This is a genomic window from Phytoactinopolyspora limicola (assembly GCF_011320225.1).
Lineage (GTDB): Bacteria > Actinomycetota > Actinomycetes > Jiangellales > Jiangellaceae > Phytoactinopolyspora > Phytoactinopolyspora limicola.
This window is the reverse complement of record NZ_JAAOEN010000001.1, coordinates 1,014,686-1,032,879: the sequence shown is the minus strand read 5'-3', so window position 1 is coordinate 1,032,879 and position 18,194 is coordinate 1,014,686. Positions and strand designations below refer to the sequence as shown.

Below are 18,194 nucleotides of genomic sequence, written 5' to 3'. Positions count from 1 at the left end.
GTGTGTGCGGCAGGACGTCAGGGGGTGGGCTGGTTGTCCACCACGTCGAGAACGGCCTTGCCGTTGACTCGCCGACCACGCAGCGCCTCGGCCGCATCGGCGAACCGTTTCAGCGACCCTCGCCAGCCGAGTTCCACCGGGAGCGCGCCAGATTCGACGAGGCGCACGAGGTCGGCCAGCTCGTCGCCGAAGAGGCCGTCGTTGATGAATGACGTCAGCGACTTCGGTGGACCGATCGTGGAGTACGGCGGGAACACGGCCGGCTCGCCCGATGTCCATCCGATGCTCTGAAGGCTGCCCCCTGGCGCCAGCAGCTGCCATGCCGCGACCAGCTGTGCGCCGCCCACACTGTCGAGCACCACGTCGACGGGTGCGTCGATATCGTCGAGGCCGACCACAACCTCGTCAGCCCCTAGCTCGGTCAACCCGGCACCACGCTCAGGCCGCCCGACCGAGGCGATCACGTACGCTCCGGCAATCGAGGCGAGACGTACGGCGAACCGACCGACACCACCCGACGCGCCGGTGATCAAGACCCGCCTGCCCAACACGGCGCCGCCTGCTCGCAGCGCCCGCAGCGCCGCGACACCGGCTACCGGCAGCGCCGCGGCCTGCGCAAGGTCAACCGAGGCCGGAACCTCGGCCAGCGAGCCCACGTCGACCACCACCTGCTCGGCGAACGCTCCCCTCGCCAACGCCACGACCTTGGTGCCCGGCGCTGGCCCGGACGGCCCGGACCGCAACACCACCCCGGCGAGGTCCGAACCAAGCACCGCGCCTGGCGGCACCCGCCCGGACCGGGCGTCGTTGAGGTCACCGTAGTTCAACGCGGCATGCCATACCTCGACCAACACGTCGTCGCCGTCCGCAACTGGCTCAGGGATCTCCGTGAGCCGGACGGATCCTGGCGCAGCCGGATCTACTACTAGAGCATGCATATCAGCTTTCCCCTTCTTCGATTGTTGATCACCAACAGCAGCGTTCAGCGAGCCATTCCCTGATCCGTCCCTACGGCTTGCGTGGCTGTCAGACGTGCTCGTTAGGCTGGCTTAACCGCGGACGGAGAAGGGCACCATGGACTACGAGGCAATCAACGTCCTACGCGAACGGCATCCGGCGTGGCGGCTGCTGCGCCGCGACCACGCACCGCTCGTGTTGGCCTTCCTGGGCCGGTACTTCGTGGACGAAAACAACGGTGCTACCTCCGCTAGTGCGTTGACCACGGCGCTCGAGGACGAACTGTTCACGCTCAACGCCACCGAGCCGGACACACCCCGATTCCCGAAACCGGCGGGCGACTATCTAGAGGATTGGGCAGCGGCGGGGGCGGGCTGGCTCCGCCGGTTCTACCCGCTGGGCTCGGATGAGATCCATTACGACGCCACACCCGCCTTCGAGAAGGCCTATTCCTGGGTGTTGGGCCTCCAGATCCGGCCATTCGTCGGCACCGAGTCCCGCCTGCAAACAATCGTCGAGTTGCTCCGCCAGATGGTGCATGGCACCGAAACCGATCCGGAAGCCAGGCTGGCCGAGCTTCGTCGGCGCCGGGACGAGATCGACCGCGAGATCGCACAGGTGGAGGCCGGCCAGATCGACGTCCTCGACGCCACCGCGCTTCGAGATCGCTACCAGCAGTTCGCGAGCACGGCGCGTGAGCTGCTGTCCGACTTCCGTGAGGTCGAGGAGAACTTCCGGTCGCTCGATCGCGCCGCCCGGGAACATATCGCCGCCTGGGAGGGTGGCAAGGGCGACCTACTCGCGGCGCTCGTGGGGAGCCGCTCGGACATCGACGGATCGGACCAGGGACGCAGCTTCCAGGCCTTCTACGACCTGCTGCTCTCGGAGGCACGGCAAGACGAGTTGTCCGAGCTCCTGCGGCGCATCGGGTCCCTCGACGAAGTCGAGGCGGATCGGCGGTTACGCACCATCCACCATGACTGGGCCGAGGCTGCGGAGCGAACCCAGCAAACGGTCCGGCAGATCTCGGAGCAATTGCGCCGGTTCCTCGACGACCAGGTCTGGCTGGAGAACCGCCGGGTCCTCGACCTGGTGCGAGCGGTCGAAGCCAACGCGTTGGCCGTGCGCAATTCTCCGCCGTCAGTTGGGCTCGAGGTCGATGAGCCGGGTGTGGCCATCGCGTTGCCCTTCGAGCGTCCGCTCTACGACGCCCGGCCTGCCACCCACGTCCAGAGCCTCCTCGATCCTGACGCCGAACAAGAGGTGGATACTTCGGCGCTGCTGGCTCAGTCGTTCATCGATCAGGGCAGGTTGGCCGACCAGATCCGCGCGACGATCCCTCGGCGGGGTTCGGCCTTGTTGAGCGACATCGTCGAGATGCACCCCATCGAGCAGGGCGCGGCCGAAATCGTTGGCTACCTCGCGCTCACCGATGACGACATCGACGTCGCCCTCGACGAGGATGACGAGACCGTCCTCGACTACACCGAGGGCGACAACCTCCGACGAGCACGCCTACCGAAGGTGACGGTCACCCGCCAATGAGGACACCCGAGGAGCACGCTGTCGCCACGGCGATCATCCGCCTCATGCGCGGAGTCGTCTACCGCGAGACCGACGAAGACACTTGGAGTTCGCTCGAGCGCCAAGGTGCTGCCATCCGCGACCACTTCTCCACCATCGGGGTCGATGTCGTCGTCAATGACACCGAGGGATTCGCCTACCTCCAGTCCCATGAAGAGGCCGACGGGGAGGAGCCCCTACCGCGGCTGGTACGGCGCCGCAGCCTGACCTACAACGTCAGCCTCCTCCTCGTGTTGCTGCGCAAAACGTCTGGTCGAGTTCGAGTCGGCAGGGGGAGAGACCAAACTTGTGGTCACCCGCGACCAGATCGTCGACATGCTTCGGCTCTTTCTCGCCGACACCACGAACGAGGCGCGGGTCATCGACCAAGTCGACACCACGATCCGCAAAGCCGTCGAACTCGACTTCCTCCGTCAGCTACGAGGCCAGACCGACCATTGGGAAGTACGCCGCATCCTCAAGGCCTACGTCGACGCGCAAACCCTGTCCGACTTCGCCGGCAAACTCGAGGAGTACGCCGGATCCATGGTCGGAGACGGCCATGGCTGACGGACTGTTCTCGTCGCTCGACCTCAAGAGCCCCGGTCGCGCCGGATATCGGCTGAGCCACCTGGAGGTCTTCAACTGGGGCACCTTCGACAAACGAGTCTGGCGGCTCACCCCGGGGGGCGACACAGCCCTGCTGACTGGCGACATCGGCAGCGGCAAGTCCACCCTGGTCGACGCCGTGACCACTCTGCTGCTGCCGTCTCACCGGATCGCCTACAACAAAGCGGCCGGCGCCGACGCCCGCGAGCGGACTCTCCGGAGTTATGTCGAGGGCCATTACAAGTCCGAGCGGATGGAGGTGACCGGGGCGTCACGGGCCGTCGGGCTACGTGACCATCGGGCATACTCGGTGATCCTCGGAACGTTCGTCAACGAAGGTTTCGACGAAACCGTCACCCTCGCACAGGTGTTCCACCAGAAGGAGAAGGTCGGTCAGCCGCACCGATTCTTCGTCACCTCAACCAAGGCCCTTTCGATCGAAGACGACTTCACCGACTTCGGGGCAGACCTCAACGATCTACGTCGCCGTCTCCGAGCCTCGGGAGCCGAGGTTCACAAAGACTTTCCTGCTTATGGGCGGACGGTCCGCCGCCTTCTCGGCATCAGGTCGGAGCAGGCGATGGAGTTGCTCCACCAGACGGTCTCCATGAAGTCCGTGGGCAATCTCAACGAGTTCGTCCGCAACCACATGCTCGAACCCGCGGACTCCGCCGACCGGATCAAAGCGATCGTCACGCACTTCGAGGATCTCACCAAGGCGCACGCCGCCGTGAAACGCGCTCGCGAGCAACTCGAAGCACTGAGCCCATTGGTCGCGACCAGCAAGAAGTACGACGAGACGCTGGCTCGCCGGACCGACACGGAGCACCAGCGAGACGCGGTACGGCTGTACTTCGCCGAACTCCGGATCCGGTTGCTGCGCGGGGAGATCGAGGCCACCGATACAGAGCTCAGCCGGCAAAGCCATGAGCTCCGACGCCTCGAGCAACAGCGCCGGACCTTGACGTCAGATCGCGAAGCCTTGATCGAAGCCCGAGCCCAGGCTGGCGGCGATCGAGTCGCCGAGCTGGAGCGCACCGCAGCGGCGGCGCGGGAACAGGCCGCCGAGCGCCGCGGACGCCGCGGCACTTTCGACACCCGGGTCGCAGCCGCCGGATTGGACCCCGTCACCGATGCCGAAGGGTTCGCCTCGCTGACCGCTCAGGTGCGGGAACGGCAGTCGCGGCTCGAAGCCGAGCATGACACCGTAGAAGCCCAACGGGCGACGCTGCTCGGGGACCGTGGCGATCTCCGGCGCCGGGGCGAGGAAACCCGTGCCGAGTTGACGAGCCTGGCATCTCGGAAGAGCAATCTCCCGAGCAGCCTGCTCACGATCAGGGAGAAGCTCTGCGACGAGCTCCAGCTCGACGAGTCTCAGCTTCCGTTCGCCGGAGAACTCCTTGACGTCACCGAAGAATTCTCGGAATGGCGCGGCGCGGCAGAACGGGTGCTCCGCGGATTCGCGATGTCCCTTCTCGTGCCCCAGCGCTACTACGCCGACGTCGCCCAATGGGTGAACCAGAACCGCCTGACCCATCGCCGTAGCGACGGCAGCATCGCAGGTAGCCGGCTGGTCTATGAGCGCGTCCCAGACCGCAGCGTCCCCCTGCAATCGGCGCCTGGTGACGCGCTGCGGCTCGCCGACACCATCGACGTTGCGGACGGTCCGTTCCATGACTACCTACGTAGTCAGCTCGTGCATCGGGCCGACTACCGTTGCGTCGACACCATTGAGGAGTTCCGACACGAGCGCCGGGCGGTCACCCGGGAAGGCCAGATCAGGTCCGGCGACCGACACGAGAAGGACGATCGCCGCCGTCTCGACGACGCCCGCGCCTGGGTACTCGGCTGGGCCAACGAGCGCAAGGTCGAGGCGCTGACCAGCCAACTCGTAGAACAGCAACAGGCACTGCTGCACCTTGACGACAAGCTGGAGCGGCTCAAGCAGGAGGGCCGAGCAGCTACCGACACCCTGGCGGCGCTGAGCGGGCTGAACGCATACAGCTCGTGGACGGAACTGGACTGGGCCGAAGCCGAACATCGCGCCAACGCCGCTGACAAAGAACGACAACGACTCGTCGCTGGTTCGTCCGCACTAGCCGAGATCGAGCGGCAACTCACGGACAACACCCACAGTGCGTCCGACGTCGACGACAAACTCCGATCCGTCAACCGCGAGATCGCGAAGCTGGAAGACCAGATCCAGCGTGACACCACGGCCGTGGAGGCCGAGGAGACGTTCGTTGCCGCCACGCCGCCGGAACAGGTCGAGGCCGCCCGGGCTTCATACGACCAGTTGAACGACCGGCTCGGCAGTGATGTCCCGGGCCGGGCCGTTGACTGTCAACCGGTCGCCAACCGGGTCACCGACGAGTTGGACGCATCGATCAAACGGATCAACGCCGAACTCAGCGGAGCGTCCCAACGTCTGCTCCAATACATGGGTGAGGTCCGGCGCCGTTGGCCCCAAGAGACCACGGAGTTCGACGTCAGCGTCGAATCGAGGACCGAGTTCGCGGCCTTCCATGACCGCGTGGCCAATGACGACCTGCCGCGCTTCGAGACGGAGTTCAAGCGTCAGCTCAACACCAACACCATCCGCGAGCTCGCGGGCTTCAACAGTTGGCTGCGCCGCCAGTCGGACGAGATCCACACCAGGGTCGACGTCATCAACGAGGCGCTGGGCGCGATCGACTACAACCCTGGGCGCTACGTCACGCTGGAAGCCGAACGCACCGTCAACCAGGAGGTGCAGCAGTTCCGGGCCGACCTCCGGGCAGCCACCGACGACGCGGTATCGCCGGATGACGACCACTACTCCGAGCAACGCTTCCTCGACGTCCAGCGCATCATCGAACGGTTCCAGGGCCGCGACGGGCACACCGATGCGGACAAGGCGTGGACCCGGCGGGTGACCGACGTCCGCAACTGGTTCACGTTCTCGGCGTCCGAACGAGACCGAGAAACCGACGAGGAATGGGAGCACTACCGGGATTCCGACGGGAAGTCTGGCGGCCAGAAGGAGAAGCTCGCCTACACCATCTTGGCCGCGTCGCTTGCCTACCAGTTCGGACTGGAGTGGGGCGCCGAACGCTCCCGTGACTTCCGGTTCGCCGTCATCGATGAGGCCTTCGGACGGGGATCGGACGTATCCACCCGGTACGCGCTGGACCTGTTCGCGAAACTCGGCCTACAGCTCCTGATCGTGACACCACTGCAGAAGGTGCACGTGATCGCCCCATACGTCCACGCGATCGGGTTCGTCGACAATCCGGAGGGAAACTACTCCCGGCTGCAGACCTTAACGATCGAGGAGTACCACAACCTTCAGGCAGGACGTTTGGCGTGAATCGCCCCTGGACCACACCTGCGGACATCCGCACCCGCGTTCAGCGGCGCTGGTCTGACGGCAGCGTCTTGCGGGCTTACGCCGCGGGTGAGGAGTTCCCGCGCATCGAGGTGCCGCTGCGCGGGCCGAAGCCGTCCGAGATCGGCGACGCCCTTGGCGCGGTTCAGGCATGGGTGGCCGATCTCGAGGCCGGGCGTCGCAACAACAGGTTCTCGCTCAACTACACGGCCGTGGGCGGGCGCCTGATCGGTCGAAACATGATCCCCAGCCGGGCCATCGTCTCGTCGTATCAGCAAACATGGTCGCTGCTTGGGGTCGCCGACGAGGTGCGGCGGTTCGAGGAAGTCCTCGCCCTCGTGGACGGATCGAAGGTTCGGGAGTGGGTGCTCGCCCACCCGCTCAAGGCAATCGCTCTGGCCGACGAGTGGCCCGGCTTGCTGAGCGCATACAAGTGGCTCGACTCGGCCCGCGGCTCCGGGGTCTACCTCCGTGAGATCAGTGCACCGGGGGTCGACACCAAGTTCGTGGAACGGCATCGGACGCTGCTTGCGTCGTTCCTCGGCATCCCCGGCAGCGCGAACGGATTTCTCGCCTCCCTGGGGTTACGCGCCAAACCAGAGTTCGTTCGGCTTCGGACAGCTCCCTCCCTGGGGCTATATCCGCCGCTGAGCGAGCTCTCCGCCCGGGTGGACGAACTCCCGGAACTGGACCTGAAGGTCGGCACGGCGGTCGTGATCGAGAACGAGGTCACCTACCTGACGATGCCGGTGCCAGCCGACGGGGTCGTGCTCTGGGGTAAGGGGTTCGACGTCCATCGAATCGGCGCCCTGCGCTGGCTGAGCAGTGCCGAGGTGTTCTACTGGGGCGATCTCGACACTCACGGCTTCGCGATCCTGAACCAGCTGCGAGCATGGCTCCCCCACGCTCGATCGTTCCTCATGGACCGCGAGACGCTCCTCGCCCATCGCGACCGCTGGGTCACCGAGCATTCCCCTACGGCAGCCCAACTTGAGCATCTCACCCCCGATGAGGCCGATCTCTATGCCGATCTCGTGAGCGACCGATACGGCGAACGGATCCGCCTTGAACAGGAGCGGATCGATTGGGTTTGGGCCAGCGACCACATGCCGGCGGGTGGTGCTTGATGCCAACCGAGGCCCGCCGCTCGTCAACCCGCCGCTACACCGGAGTGACCCGAATGCCGTTCCCCTCGCCGTCGCCGTCGATCACTCTTTTACCCGGATTTGGGCTCGTTGCCTGGGCCTGGGCCGCCGTCCACCGGCGGCTCACGACGCTCGGCCGTCACGCCGGGTCCGTCCCCTTTCAGGGCTCGAGTCGACTGACGCCGCTCGCGCGCAGCTGACGAGCTAGCCGTAGCGCTGCCCATCCCAACATCGCACCGATGAGCACACCGATGGTGTTGCTCAGCCAGTCGGTTGTATCGCACGAGCGACCGATGGCGGGTATGAGGGCTTGGACGAGTTCGACGGCAGCCGACAGGCCAGTGCCCAATAGAACGGTCAGCAGAAGGCGACGGGTGATGACGGCGAACAGCAAAGCCGGCGCGACGAACAGCACGACGTTGGCCATCAGTTCCACGCGGGACGGTGTGGGCAGAGCCCACTGGACCACACAGAATTCTTCCAGCTGGCGATCGACGGGAACGAGTGTGGTGATCGCGATCGGCAGCAGGGATGCACCGAGCAACCACCGGGCTGCCGTGGGCCGGTCAGTGAGCCATCTGCCCAGAACGGGGCCGGCAACCACCATCAGCGCCAACGCCACCGGAGACATCCACGGGTGCTCCAGCAGGAAGTTCGTGATCATCCGTCGAGGACGTTCCGCGTCGTCACGTTGGGGATGTTATCAACGCAGCTGATCTCCGGGGGTCGGTCAGCTGCGTAAATACGTCGGACACACCGCCGGGCAGCTCCGCGACGGTACCGGCAGGGCTCGCTTGACCTGGATCAGCGCCTGACGTCGTAGATCAGCTTGAGGATGCCGTTCGAGTAGCGCTCGGATTCCCTGAGCTTCAAGACCTGCTTGTCTCGGTCGGTCCGGCTAAAGATGCTCTTTCCGGCTCCGAGCAATACCGGGAAGACCAGCAGGTTGTACTGGTCGATCAAGCCGGCGTCCGACAGCCGCCGGGCCAGCTCCGCGCTCCCGTGGATGAAGATCGCACCACCGTCGCTGTCCTTGAGCGCGGCGACGTCCTCGGTTGAGCGGAGGATCGTCGTCGGGCCCCAGCCGTCGACGAGTGCGTCGTCGGGCAGCGTGGAGGACACCACGTACTTGGGCAGCTCCTTATAGGCGGCGTGGTCCTCCGACCCCGGCCACACCGGCGCGAAGACCTCGTAGCTGTGGCGACCGAACATCAGCGCCGATGTGTCGGCGAGTTCCTCGGCCTTGAGCGACCAAGCCTCGGGCACGAATTCGAGGTCCTTGAACACCCAGCCACCGCTGCGGTGTTCTTCGTCCGGCCCGCCGCCTGGGGAATCCACGACGCCGTCGAGTGACATAAACCCGGTGTAGACCAGATCACGCATAGTGCTGCTTCTCCTCGTCATCAAGCGAACTGGGAGCGCCCCGTGGTGGTGCGCAGGAGACCGAAGATAGACCGTAGCCGCGACAACAGTCTTGGACAGAAACGACAGCACCAGGACTAACATCTGAGGAATGGCAGTGTTGCTGGCGCCCGAGCTTCCCGACCGACAACACGGAGCGCGGCTTGGTGGCGCGGCCCCTGCGGTGATCGAGCACCATCCACTTCTCCTCACCCACCGTTATGTATTAACCCTCCCGGCCGACGTCGCGCCGTGGACCGGAGGGTCGGAGGTGAGTGTGTTTCTCAGAGACGGTTTCGATATCGGCGACGAGGATCTCGAATATCCGAACATGGCGATGCGGGCCCTGGTACACGAACCATCACCGCGCGGCGCCCATACGCAGCTCGGGTGGCCGGGTCTGCGCTCAGCCGCCCTCGCACCGCTGGCCGGCGGCAGTGCGCCGGGCCTGGTCCGGATCAGCGACGAGCCAGCGCTCATCCAGGGCGACCCTTCGTACGCCGATGCGGTACTCGCGGACGGGCACCAGTTCCTCTTTCAAATCGACGAAGAAGGCTGGCCCGGGGACGGCCCGCTCGAAGACGTCGTGGACGAATACCTATGGGGGTATGGATCGGTGTACTTCTACGGCACTCCAGACCCCTCCGCCGGCATAGTGCGGCAGATCGTCGCGGGCTTCATCGACTTCTAGCCTCAGCTTGAGGAAAGACGGCGAGTTGACGCTTCCTCGAGCTGCTCCACGAAGGCTGACGCGGTGAGCGCGACTGCCCGGTCATCGTCGTCGGCGAGGCCCCGCAGCACGGCTCGCGCCGCTGCCCCCGGTATCTCAACGAGTGCCTGGGCCAGCCGGATTCGCACCGCGGAGTCCGAAGCCGCTGCGGCCAGCGCGTCGACCAGTGCGGTCACGATGCGGTCCGCATACCCCGGGTTCTGCGACAGTCGCCCCATCACCTCCGCCGCTTCGACGTCGTTGGTCCCCTCGACCACCATGGCGACGAGTTCGGGGATGGCCGCCGCCACGCCACGTCCACCCAGGGCCAGCGCGGCGCGCCTGCGCACCACCGGGTCCGCGTCTTCGAGCGCGGCGGCGAGCACCCCGCTCGCTTCGTCACTGGATATCTCCGCCAGTGCCTGCACGGCCCGCCGTCGGATGTCAACGTCCTCCGAGTAGATCCCCGGCGCGACACCCGCCACTACGTCACCGCCCACTCGTGCGAGGGCCCACCGTAGGGCACCTGCGACATTCGCATCGGATTCAGCGAGGACAGCCTGCGCCAGCAACTCTCCGGAAGCCGGAGCATCCTCGGCCAGGACAGCCTGCTGCCGACGGGCGGCGCTGTGCGAGTTGAGCCCTCGGATGAGTTCGACGATCCGCATGACGTCCGCCCAGCCCGAGGGGACCGAGGCGTCGACCGCGCGTAGCCGCCCGAGAAGTTCCTGTTCCTGCCGCAGTCGGCCTTCAGCCCGCCGGATGAGATCGCCGACGAGCGACGACGGTGTGAATTCCGGATCCCGCAGGGCCTGTCCGATCTCCCGCAGCGACAGACCTAGCGAGCGTAATCCTTCCACCTGGAAGAGGCGGCGAATGTCCGCATCGGAGTACTCGCGGTAGCCGCCGCTGGTGCGGCCGGTTGGCCGCACCAGCCCCAAGGAGTCGTAGTGCCGGAGCATCCGGGCGCTCACTCCCGAACGACGTGCCACGTCACCGATCAGCACACTGACCCCTCGCCCGCTCCAGACCCGGCGCGAGGCATCTTTTCGCCTCTTCGACGGCGTCATCGAACCCGGCGTCCGGGTCGCGCAGCATCAGCTCTGTTGCACGAGCGTGCACTACCACCGTCGAGTCGTCGCTCGCCGTTGCCGCGGTAAGCGCTGGCAGGATCACGTCTCCGAGAGCGACGAGCGCACGGGTGAGACTCAACCACACATCCCGGTTGCCGCGGCCAAGCTGAGCAGCCAGTTCAGCGGTTAGTACCGACTTCTCTTCCGTGGGCACGAGGACGACGGCCGCCCGCCAGGCAGCTCGGGCAACCTCGTCGTCGGCATCGTGCAACAACGACCGCGTGATCGCCGGCCACGCACTCGTATCGCCGATCTTGGACAAGGTGTGCAACGCCTGGCTGCGCGCCTGAGCCCCCTCGGAACGAAGCTCCCGGACGAGTCTGGGCACCGTGACTTCCGCCGGGTAGCGGGTCAACGCCCAGGTGAGCATCTCGCGCACGAAGAAGTCCGGCTCGGTGGCGCACCGGGCTACCAATACTTCGACGGAGCCTGGCCTAGCCTGTGTACCCACTGCTAGCGCGGCCGCGAGCCGGGTCGACGGGTCGTCGGCGCTCAAGGCACCGAACAGCTTGGTGTCCGGTGGATTCATGGGTGTCGAGTAGATCTGGACCACCTCCCACCACCAGTGAAGACGTTATCACCGTGTCAAGGTCAAGTACGGACCTGAAGCGCCGGCGCAGACAACCGGGCGGCGCCCAGGTCAGCGACACGGTTCGGCTCGTCTCACCCCATACCCGGGCGGGTTGTTCTCTCATCCGCTCGTCTTGGTGGTGTGGTCGGTGAGGAGCGCGAACCCGTGGCGGTCGACCGATACTGATGTGGCGGACAGGATGACCACACCGGTGCTTGCGGTGCGGTCAAGCCCGAGCCAGGACCGGAAGCCACCGGTGCCACCGTTGTGCCAGGTGATGGTGCGACCCCCGACGTCGGTGGTGACCCAGCCGGCGCCGATCCGGGCGCCTCGGCCGAATGGCGCGACCGGATCGAGTGCTGCGGCACCGGGTGCCGACCCGGCGAGCAGGGTGGCCGTCAGCTTGGCCATGTCGTGTATGCAGGACCGGATGCCACCGGCTGGTCCCAGCGCCTCACCCGTCCAGGGCTGGCGCGGTGCACCCCGTTTGGTCCGGCCGGTGAGCGCGGTGGCTCGAAGCTCGTCGGTCGTCGCCGGCAGGTAGAAGCACCCGAGCCCGAGCGGATCGGCAAGGCGATCCCGAACCAGCTCGGCGAAGGTCATCCCCGCGGCGCCGGCGATCGCATGGCCGAGCAGCTCGAACCCGAAGTTGGAGTAGCGCGCCCGTGGTTTGCCCACCTCGACGCCCCGCGCCTGGGCGAGGAGCTGTTCCAGGGTCTCACCGTACGGGTTGGTGCCGTGTCGCCACAGAGCAACCGTCCGTCGTAACGGATGCGCCGACTTGGGGAGGCCCGGCAGCCCGGAGCGATGAGTGCTGATCGACTCCAACGGGACCGCGGCGGCGGGAACATCACCCAGCGGCAGCAATTCTCCGAGGGTCGGGTCGCGGCTTATCTCCCCTCGGGCCTTCGCGTCGGCGTAGAGCAGCCCGGTGATGCCCTTGGAGATCGAGCCGATCTCGAAGTCGGCGTCGAGGTCAGCCCCGCGGGCGGTCACGGTCGCCGACGACGACGTGACAGTCGCTGCGGCGAACACCGGATGCCGAGGCCCGAGCATCTCTCCGACCTTCTCCGCGAGTTGCTCGTCAGCTGCCACATCCGTCACGACCTTCCCCCTAACAGGCGACGACCACCATGCTTCTTGTGCACTGCCTGCTTGGAAACCCCCAGCGCCCCTGCGATCTCCACCCACGTCAGCCCCGCATTGCGAGCTCGGCGCACAAGCACCGCCTCTGCCCGCTCCATCTCGCCACGCATCCGCGTCACGGCCTCCAAACCCACCAAGGGATCGTCATCGGTGACGGCCACCGCCAGACCCGCCAACTGCTCAGCATCCATGCGTCAACCGTAATTGACGACGAAGTTAGCGTCAACCTCAATTGACCACTGGCGGTGGGGCGGTACCCCGTGGAGCATCGATAGATGCGACGCCGAGACACCGCGCGCTGTTCTCCGCGCCATAATTGCTGGCGTGGCCAACTCTCCCCGTAAGCGTGAACCATCGAACGACCTTGATGTGTTGCAGTCGCGGATCCAGCGATTGGAACTGCAACAGGAGCGTCTGATCGCCATAGCAGGTACCGGCGCGGTCATGGTGGCAGGTGCCACGCTGACGGTGGTAGGCCTCGCCGTGCCGTGGGCGGTATCGACCGACTCATACGAGTACCATTCCTCGGCCGAGATCGGCTGGGCTATGTTCACCGAGGGCGCGGCCGAAGTCGTCGTTGCCATCGTGCTCCTGATGACGGTGGGAGTGGCTGTCGCAGCTGCGATAAGCCAGTCGGCAGCGGCGAACCGCGCGGCGCAGACACTCGGAATCGTGGTAGCCGTGGCGACCGCTGCGTTGCTGGTGTTCGGCCTAGCGAACACTGACGTCAATAGACCCGCGGTCGGGTTATATACCACCCTGATCGGGCTCGTGGCGGTCGCCGTCGCTGCCACCGTGCGGCGCCGCCAGTTGTCATCGTGAACGACATGTGACTGCCGGATACCACGATCGGGCCCGATCCGGCCGGGGGCGCCACTGCCGGGGTACGCAGACCTATTCGTCGTTCGTCGGGGGCGTTGGCGGGAACTTCGCGATGTACGCCGCTGCTCGCGGCCATGGATCAGCCGCGTACATGCTGGCAGGCCGGTGATAGTGGTTCCGACAGAATGTCGCCAGGTCCTCAGTGACAACCAAACGTTCCCACGGCGTTTCGGGTTCGAACTCCGCGGTCACGGCCAGCAGCTCGGACTCCAACGTCCAGCCATCGTGATCGAACGCCCACGTGCCGTTGGTGGCGATGGTATGGCTGGAGTGCTTTTCGCCGACCTTTCGGAGTGCGACGATCTGGAATGTGGGCCGCTTGGCGGCGAACGCCCACGCCAAGATATGACACGCGCCAGCAGCGAAAAACGCTTGATCGCTGCGGCGCCAGGCGAGTTCCTGGTCGGCGCGTTCAGCAGGAGTACGACGGAAGGCGGCGGCCGGCGTGTACACGCTCGCCAAGCTACCCGTCAGGCTACGTCGAGACGACTAGTGGGTTTCACCGGGAGCCATAGCTCGGCCCGTACGCGGGAGCCGGAGGGGTCGTAGCTGGCTTGAACGATTTCTGGCCCCGGTATGAGCCGGTAGGGGTTCGAGGGGAACCACTGGGCGCCGGCTTGGAACCACATCGCCGCTACGGCCTGGGGAAACACCCCGGTTGAGCTCAGGACGAGCCAGGTGCCCGCCGCTACCTCGGTGCAGTGGTGGCCCGTCGGTGGGCTGCGGTGGGTCGCCGCGGCGATCCCATAGTTCATGCTGCTGCCTTCGGCACGGTCCTCGGCGATGTTGTCGCAGACGGCCAGCACACCGAGTGGTTCCTGATCGGACAAGTTCTCGATCGTGGCGTAGTCGGTGTCGCTGATCGACTCCTCGAACTCGACCATGGCGGGATTGGTGCCGTGGTGAATGATGGGAACACGGGCAGTGCGTCCGACGAGCTTGAAGGAGTCCTTGCGCACGATCCGGTAAGAGATCTCCGAGCTGCCTTCAACGTGGAGACGGAAGGTCAGGCGTGGCTGGGACAGCAGTGTGGCGCCTTCACGTCTGGCCTGTTCGGGCGTGAGCCCGTGAACGGTCTTGAAGGCGCGAGTGAAGGAGTCCGGAGACGTGTAGCCATAGCTCCGCGCGATGGTGTCGATCTTCTCGCGTCCTTCGAGGATTGCCGCGGCGGCGACGGTCATACGTCGTCGCCGGATGTATTCAGAAATCGGCATGCCGGCGAGAGTGGAGAAAATACGCCGGAAGTGGAATTCGGTGGTCAGCACCAGCCGCGCCAGGGCGGACACATCAATATGCCCATCGAGATGGTTCTCGATCTCGGCGATCGCGCGATTCCATTGATCCATCCTGCCCTCCCTTGATTCTCATGCTAGAGGGCTGCAGGACATGGCCTCTCGGATGCCAGCATGACCGCCAGGGTCGTTGGCAACAATCCTGGCGGCCCTGCGTGGACTAAACGCCTCTGGTCATCTCGGGCGGAGCTTGCGGGCGACGATCAGGTCGCGGTCGATCGCGTGGTCGACCCGATGCCGAAACCCTGCGTAGCAGTCATCACCCATGACGTGCAGGCCGCAGGTGGTCATGATCGCTACGAGGTCTTCGCGCGAGGTGTGAAGAGTGTTCCACGCCACGCCGATCGCGCCGCCCTCGCGTAACAACCTCGCCCAACCGGGTATCGCGGTCTCTAGCAACGCCGTCGGGTCCCGCGATAGCCGCGCCCGCGAACCGGCGGTGCCCTTGTGGATTCCGCCGTGCTGGACCCCATAGGGGGCGTCGGCGACGATGACGTCGAACGATCCCGCTGCGTGGACGTCGTCGCTGCGCACGGTGTCGGCGGTCACCACGTCGACCGTCTGCGACCGGCCGGCCTTGTAGGCCTCTTTGGTCTCGGCGAACTCCACGGAGAAACGCCGCCCGAGAGTCTTCCCCTCCCGGCGAAGGCGGGATTCGGCGACGGTGTGTTTCAGACGTTTGTCCTTGAGCCAACGACGGATGAACGCGGCGTAGGTCTCCGTATCGTTCTTGTCGATGTCGATCCCGTAGGCGTCCCAGCCGTACATGATCGCCTGATTCAAGGTGGTGCCGCGTCCACATAGCGGGTCGAGCACCCGCAACTGGCGGCTCAGAAAGGACTCGGCAGACCCCATCGCGGCAGCAGTGACGTTGAGAAGCAACTTGGTGAACTGCTCATTCGTCTTACCCCGGTATTTCAGGATCGTGAGCAGATCATCGTCATAACGATCCAGCCGGCGTCCCGTGACCGGCGCCAGCATCCCGTCATGGACCGAGAACAGCACATAAGCGGAGGACAGATTCATCAAACAGTTCACGTCACGAGCCGTGAGCCCCTCGCCGGCGAAACGGACACAAGGTGCCTCCGCCATAGCGTCGACGCGGATGTTGCTCACCGTGCCCGCGAGCAGACACTGATCGAACACTGAAAGCTCGCCGCGGAGCATCTCGACGGCGTTCTCCGTGTAGACCCGGTTAGCAGACGGTGCCAGCAGTACGGCGAACTCTCCACCGGAAACAAGTCCCGGTGCGGCTGTATCGGCATGGGCGTGCCATGTGCTGATCGTGCTGCCCACTGATCTCCTAGCTCCTTGGTGGCGTACGTCGTCGCACCGGACCGGGGTGCGGCCACCGTCGACTCCGGAGGATCGTTCCACAGTAGACATCTCAGCACCCGGCGGACCCGACAATCTGTGTTCGATTCGGTCGGATCGGCTAGGGGCGTATCCTGCACTCGTGGGACTGCGTTTCGAGACACGTGCGTCCGACTCGCCGTGGTGCGACATAGTGTGGACCTGCACGAGTGAGCAGGTCGCAGAGATGACCTCGGTCGCGGCGGTGCGCTGGGGGTTGGTGTTCTGGCAGCACGAAGGCCGGTCGTATGCCAGCGTGTCCGGCCCCGAGACGAGGACCGGCGCTGCACCGGTTCCGGAGGGCGCGACCTTCACGGGCATCGAATTCGCCGTAGGAACTTCGCTCCGGGCAATGCCCGCGACGGCGCTGGTAGACGGGGGCGTCGAACTCCCTGACACCACCCGCCGGACCTTCCGGCTGGATGGCGCGCGCTGGCCGACGCCGGGGCCCGACGATGCCGAGGCTCTGGTCGATCGTCTGGTCCGGTCCGGAATCATCGTCCGTGATCCACTCGTCGCCGACGTCGTGCGTGGCCATCGTCCGGCCGTCGCTAACCGCACGGTCGAGCGCCGGTTCCGAACGGCGACGGGGCTCACCCAGGGCGCCATCCGGCAGATCGAACGCGCCCGGACTGCGGCGGAACTCCTGGCCGCCGGTGCCCTCGTCGCCGATGTCGTCGCCACGCTCGACTACTTCGACGAGCCGCACCTGGCCCGCGCCCTGCGCACGTACGTCGGGCGCACCGCCGGGCAGCTCCGCGGCGGCACCGGTGGGGCCATCGCTCTTGACCTGGATCAGCGCCTGACGTCGTAGATCAGCTTGAGGATCCCATCGAGTAGCCGTCGGATTCCCTGAGCTTCAGTACCGGCTTGTCGGCACACGGCCGACCCTGGGTCCGCCATCTCGACGCGGTGCGGTCACATTCTCTCGACGGGCGGGATCAGCAGTCAGGTGCAACTACGCCCTACGAGCATTGCGCCGGATCCATCCGATGATCGCCGTAGCGACGAACAGGACAACGCCGATCACGCCGAGCCAGAGAATGCCTTCGATTGCGAACCCGACGATCGACAGAACCAGCCAGATGGCAAGCAGCACGATCACGAGAGTCAACATTCTCCAATTCTACGCTCCGCAATGCTGCATTCCGAAGGATCGACGCACGAACGTGCACGCGAACAGGCGAACGATGGGGCTCGACAGGAGTCCGTTCGACTCAGGGGCTGCCGGCAGCTCCCCACGCACAACGCATCGCGAACGCACCAGCCGCGGCTCACGCCCAGAGGGCCAACGATGCTCCTCACCACAATCCATACATGGTAAAAAATACTAGAAAAAATTTGCTAGTTTTCTAGTTCCTTTGTTACGGTTGAAGTTACTACTGGCGGACGCAACGTCCGCCGAATCGAGGACACCATGGGCACAGCAGGCCTACACCTGATCCACGGTCTCGCCCCCGCCGACATGGCCGACGATCCAGACCGGAGCCACCAACGGCGCCAGGAGATAGGTGTGATCAGGCGACCGCCCGACAGCAAGTCAGGCCATCCCTCGACGCTACGCGCCGCGTTCCGCCCAACAGTCACAGGTGACGTCAGGGCCGTCGACGGCGCATGGTGGCCCCGGTCAAGCGACCTCGCCACCGAGTTGCCAGCGCTGGTAGCCGCGCTCTCCCGACGTGGCTTCATCGTGGCCCGGGTCGCCTACCACCAGACCTCGTGGAACAACGGCGTGGGGAAGAAGCTGGCCACCGGCGGCACTACGGTCCAGTTGGGATGGTTTCGCACTATCGACCCGCACCTCGTCAGCCTCACTAGTCGTCACGGCAACTACCGCCTGGACCTGTTGGTAGTGCCCGCAGACAGCAGCCCGCTGCTCGCCGAGCGGGTATTCGCGACGATCCAGCACGACAACCATCACAACCGAGCCAGCGACATCCTGGCCGCCCACGCACCCGTGCAAGCCGAGCCACCCGTGGCTCCGGCTGCGGCACACGCGGACCGGGTGGCCAAGACCGCGTGGGAATCCGAGGGCGGCGCAACAGCCTGCCGATCCTGACCACCCA

General features: G+C 65.6%; 19 protein-coding genes and 1 pseudogene. 9 read left to right on the top strand and 11 right to left on the bottom strand.

Annotation, left to right across the window (positions count from 1 at the left end; translation table 11 throughout):
- Nucleotides 1-17 precede the first annotated feature (17 nt).
- Nucleotides 18-938, bottom strand: a complete 921-nt coding sequence (locus G8760_RS05070; RefSeq protein ID WP_207782027.1) for a zinc-binding dehydrogenase — start codon at nt 936-938, stop codon at nt 18-20.
- 136 nt (nt 939-1,074) lie between these two features.
- On the opposite strand from G8760_RS05070, the gene G8760_RS05065 reads away from it, so the two are divergent.
- From G8760_RS05065 to G8760_RS05050, 5 genes and pseudogenes are all read left to right on the top strand, one after another.
- Entirely contained in the window at nt 1,075-2,502 is a 1,428-nt protein-coding gene (locus tag G8760_RS05065) for a DUF3375 domain-containing protein (protein WP_166347419.1), read from the top strand.
- Nucleotides 2,499-2,729 (top strand): annotated as a pseudogene (locus G8760_RS30760) (DUF4194 domain-containing protein); the annotation flags it as partial. The gene G8760_RS05065 and the pseudogene G8760_RS30760, both read left to right, overlap by 4 nt.
- Before the next feature lie 100 nt (nt 2,730-2,829).
- Entirely contained in the window at nt 2,830-3,090 is a 261-nt protein-coding gene (locus G8760_RS30180) for a DUF4194 domain-containing protein (protein WP_246222437.1), read from the top strand.
- Nucleotides 3,083-6,478, top strand: a complete 3,396-nt coding sequence (locus G8760_RS05055; protein ID WP_166347416.1) for an ATP-binding protein — start codon at nt 3,083-3,085, stop codon at nt 6,476-6,478. Before G8760_RS30180 ends, G8760_RS05055 begins: the two co-directional genes overlap by 8 nt.
- Nucleotides 6,475-7,623 carry a Wadjet anti-phage system protein JetD domain-containing protein gene (locus G8760_RS05050; RefSeq protein WP_166347413.1) on the top strand — a complete coding sequence of 383 codons (1,149 nt, stop codon included), beginning with the start codon at nt 6,475-6,477 and terminating at the stop codon, nt 7,621-7,623. Before G8760_RS05055 ends, G8760_RS05050 begins: the two co-directional genes overlap by 4 nt.
- A gap of 178 nt (nt 7,624-7,801) precedes the next feature.
- Here G8760_RS05050 and G8760_RS05045 read toward each other — a convergent pair whose 3' ends face one another.
- Together G8760_RS05045 and G8760_RS05040 are read right to left on the bottom strand one after the other, a co-directional pair.
- Nucleotides 7,802-8,305 carry a VanZ family protein gene (locus G8760_RS05045; protein WP_166347411.1) on the bottom strand — a complete coding sequence of 168 codons (504 nt, stop codon included), beginning with the start codon at nt 8,303-8,305 and terminating at the stop codon, nt 7,802-7,804.
- 140 nt (nt 8,306-8,445) lie between these two features.
- Nucleotides 8,446-9,024 carry a dihydrofolate reductase family protein gene (locus tag G8760_RS05040; RefSeq protein ID WP_166347408.1) on the bottom strand — a complete coding sequence of 193 codons (579 nt, stop codon included), beginning with the start codon at nt 9,022-9,024 and terminating at the stop codon, nt 8,446-8,448.
- A 130-nt stretch (nt 9,025-9,154) separates the two neighbouring features.
- Here G8760_RS05040 and G8760_RS05035 point away from each other — a divergent pair, with 130 nt between their 5' ends.
- Nucleotides 9,155-9,733: a hypothetical protein gene (locus tag G8760_RS05035; protein WP_166347405.1), complete on the top strand. Its 579-nt coding sequence runs from the start codon at nt 9,155-9,157 to the stop codon at nt 9,731-9,733.
- A gap of 2 nt (nt 9,734-9,735) precedes the next feature.
- On the opposite strand, the gene G8760_RS05030 is transcribed toward G8760_RS05035, so the two are convergent.
- From G8760_RS05030 to G8760_RS05015, 4 genes are all read right to left on the bottom strand, one after another.
- Complete coding sequence (locus G8760_RS05030; protein ID WP_166347402.1) at nt 9,736-10,758, bottom strand: MerR family transcriptional regulator; 1,023 nt, start codon at nt 10,756-10,758, stop codon at nt 9,736-9,738.
- Complete coding sequence (locus tag G8760_RS05025) at nt 10,745-11,413, bottom strand: HEAT repeat domain-containing protein (RefSeq protein ID WP_166347399.1); 669 nt, start codon at nt 11,411-11,413, stop codon at nt 10,745-10,747. Before G8760_RS05025 ends, G8760_RS05030 begins: the two co-directional genes overlap by 14 nt.
- A gap of 162 nt (nt 11,414-11,575) precedes the next feature.
- On the bottom strand, nt 11,576-12,511 hold the full coding sequence (locus tag G8760_RS05020) for a serine hydrolase (RefSeq protein ID WP_166348154.1): 936 nt from the start codon (nt 12,509-12,511) through the stop codon (nt 11,576-11,578).
- Between the two features lie 44 nt (nt 12,512-12,555).
- Nucleotides 12,556-12,792: a hypothetical protein gene (locus G8760_RS05015; protein ID WP_166347396.1), complete on the bottom strand. Its 237-nt coding sequence runs from the start codon at nt 12,790-12,792 to the stop codon at nt 12,556-12,558.
- Nucleotides 12,793-12,925: 133 nt separating this feature from the next.
- Between G8760_RS05015 and G8760_RS05010 the strand changes: the two genes are divergently transcribed.
- Complete coding sequence (locus tag G8760_RS05010; protein ID WP_166347393.1) at nt 12,926-13,423, top strand: hypothetical protein; 498 nt, start codon at nt 12,926-12,928, stop codon at nt 13,421-13,423.
- Between the two features lie 72 nt (nt 13,424-13,495).
- On the opposite strand, the gene G8760_RS05005 is transcribed toward G8760_RS05010, so the two are convergent.
- From G8760_RS05005 to G8760_RS04995, 3 genes are all read right to left on the bottom strand, one after another.
- Nucleotides 13,496-13,936 carry a hypothetical protein gene (locus tag G8760_RS05005; RefSeq protein WP_166347390.1) on the bottom strand — a complete coding sequence of 147 codons (441 nt, stop codon included), beginning with the start codon at nt 13,934-13,936 and terminating at the stop codon, nt 13,496-13,498.
- 17 nt (nt 13,937-13,953) lie between these two features.
- Entirely contained in the window at nt 13,954-14,829 is an 876-nt protein-coding gene (locus G8760_RS05000) for an AraC family transcriptional regulator (RefSeq protein ID WP_166347387.1), read from the bottom strand.
- Nucleotides 14,830-14,949: 120 nt separating this feature from the next.
- Nucleotides 14,950-16,071 carry a TRM11 family SAM-dependent methyltransferase gene (locus G8760_RS04995; protein ID WP_207782024.1) on the bottom strand — a complete coding sequence of 374 codons (1,122 nt, stop codon included), beginning with the start codon at nt 16,069-16,071 and terminating at the stop codon, nt 14,950-14,952.
- Between the two features lie 160 nt (nt 16,072-16,231).
- Between G8760_RS04995 and G8760_RS04990 the strand changes: the two genes are divergently transcribed.
- Nucleotides 16,232-16,942, top strand: coding sequence for a helix-turn-helix domain-containing protein (locus G8760_RS04990; protein ID WP_166347384.1), 711 nt, complete (start codon nt 16,232-16,234; stop codon nt 16,940-16,942).
- Nucleotides 16,943-17,086: 144 nt separating this feature from the next.
- Here the strand turns inward: G8760_RS04990 and G8760_RS04985 are convergent, their stop codons facing one another.
- Nucleotides 17,087-17,245: a hypothetical protein gene (locus tag G8760_RS04985; protein ID WP_166347381.1), complete on the bottom strand. Its 159-nt coding sequence runs from the start codon at nt 17,243-17,245 to the stop codon at nt 17,087-17,089.
- 300 nt (nt 17,246-17,545) lie between these two features.
- Between G8760_RS04985 and G8760_RS04980 the strand changes: the two genes are divergently transcribed.
- Entirely contained in the window at nt 17,546-18,187 is a 642-nt protein-coding gene (locus tag G8760_RS04980; protein WP_166347378.1) for a DUF5994 family protein, read from the top strand.
- The last annotated feature ends 7 nt before the right edge of the window (nt 18,188-18,194 follow it).